At 42.5% G+C, this 2,018-nt stretch carries 1 protein-coding gene; it reads left to right on the forward strand.

Translation table 11 applies throughout. From position 1 onward, the window contains the following. Nucleotides 1-2,018 (forward strand): Ig-like domain-containing protein (locus tag BM253_RS17025; RefSeq protein ID WP_177205826.1); only part of this gene is annotated, 2,018 nt, incomplete at both ends.

The following is a 2,018-nucleotide window of genomic DNA, read 5'->3' on the forward strand; positions in this document are numbered from 1 at the left end:
AGTTGTAACGGCAAGAACGACGGATCTGCCAGTGTGTCACCAAGTGGCGGTATTGCACCTTACACGGTGTTATGGTCAGACGGAGTAATAGGATTGAGTAGAACGCGAATGTCACCGGGTGCTTATTCTGTAACGGTAAGAGATGCCAATAACTGTCCAATCACACAAAACTTTACCATTACAGAACCATCTGTTATTACAACAGGAGTTAGTACTCAAAGCAATGTAACGGTTTATGGAGGTAATGACGGATCGGCTACGGTATCAGCAAGCGGCGGAACAGCACCTTATACGTATGCGTGGACACCTTACGGAGGAACAAGCGATACAGCAACGAACCTTGGAGCAGGAACATTTAGTGTTTTAGTAACCGATGCTAATGGCTGTACTGTTACACAATCAGTAGTAATAACGCAACCGGCTATTCCTTATGATATCGTATTGGTGTCTCAACAAAACATTTCATGTAACGGCGCGAACGATGGAAGCATAACAGTAAATGTAACAGGAGGAACTCCACCATACAGCTATGTTTGGTCAAACGGTGGAGGTAATACAGCTGCAGTAAGCAATTTAGCAGCCGGTACTTATACTCTTACAGTAACCGATAGTGATTCAAGTGTATTAACAAGAAGCTATACAATCACAGAGCCTACTGTTTTAAATGTAACAAGTTCACTAACCAATGTTACCTGTAACGGATTAAGCAATGGAACAGCAACGGCATCAGTAAGCGGCGGTACTGCCCCATATACTTATTTCTGGTCAAACGGTATGACTACGGCTAATGCGAACAACTTGACAGCCGGAACTTACAGTGTAACGGTAACCGATGCTAATAATTGTAAAGCAACCGCATCTGTAACAATTGCACAGCCGGGGGTACTTTCTTTAACACCAACAGTTACCAATATCAGCTGTTCCGGTCAAGTAGACGGATCGGTAAGTTTAACGGTAAATGGCGGAGCTGCACCTTTTACGTATGTATGGTCAAGCGGACAAACAACAGCGAATATCAGCGGATTAACGGCAGGAACTTATTCAGTAACGGTAACCGATGCTAATAATTGTACTGCAACTGAAACGGTAACCATTACCTCCCCTGCATTTGTTCACGCACCGGTAGCTACAAACCAAAGTTTCTGTACAGGTCAAAATGCAACATTAGCAAATGTAGTTGCAACAGGCAGCAACATAAAATGGTACAGTGCGGCAACAGGAGGTGTTTTATTACCATCTTCAACAATCTTGGTAAACGGAACTACCTACTACGCATCGCAAACTGTTGGTGCATGTGAAAGCAGTACCAGAACCGCTGTTCAGATTACATTAGGTCAGGGTACACCATTAACCACAACACAGTTGAATGTGTGTAACAATACGCGTGTACAGAATATGACTATCGACGGTTTTAACTATACACAGTTAAAATGGTACACAAGTGCAACAAGTACCACAGAATTAGTACCGAGCCAGCTTTTGGCAACAGGAACTTATTATGTAAGCTCTTATGTAGGAACATGTGAATCTACCAGACAGGCAATAACAGTAAATGTAGCAGCAATCGTACCTGCGCCAACAGCATCGTCACAAACAATTTGCAACAACAGCACTTTAGACGATTTGGTAGTAGTAAAAGATCCGTCTGCGACATTAAGATGGTATAGCTCACCACAAATAATGACCCCATTAGCTGGCACAACAGTTGTTTCAACAGGTACTTATTATGTACAGCAAGTAATAGGGAATTGTGAATCGGTACGTATTCCGGTATCAGTACAAGTTGTAAGCGTAAGCGTACCAGCAATGACATCTATAGCAACCTGTCAGGGGAATACTATTGCAGATTTACATCCAAGTGTGGGTAAATATGTTTGGTACACAAGCAATAGTTCAACAACAGCATTGGCAGAAACTTTTGTGATAACAGCAGGAACCTATTATATCGCGTTTGAGAATTCAGGATGTACTTCTGCAAAAACTCAGGTTATTGTAACGGTGAGTCCACGTCCAACAAG

Source organism: Paenimyroides ummariense (assembly GCF_900115115.1).
In the GTDB taxonomy this organism is placed as follows: domain Bacteria; phylum Bacteroidota; class Bacteroidia; order Flavobacteriales; family Flavobacteriaceae; genus Flavobacterium; species Flavobacterium ummariense.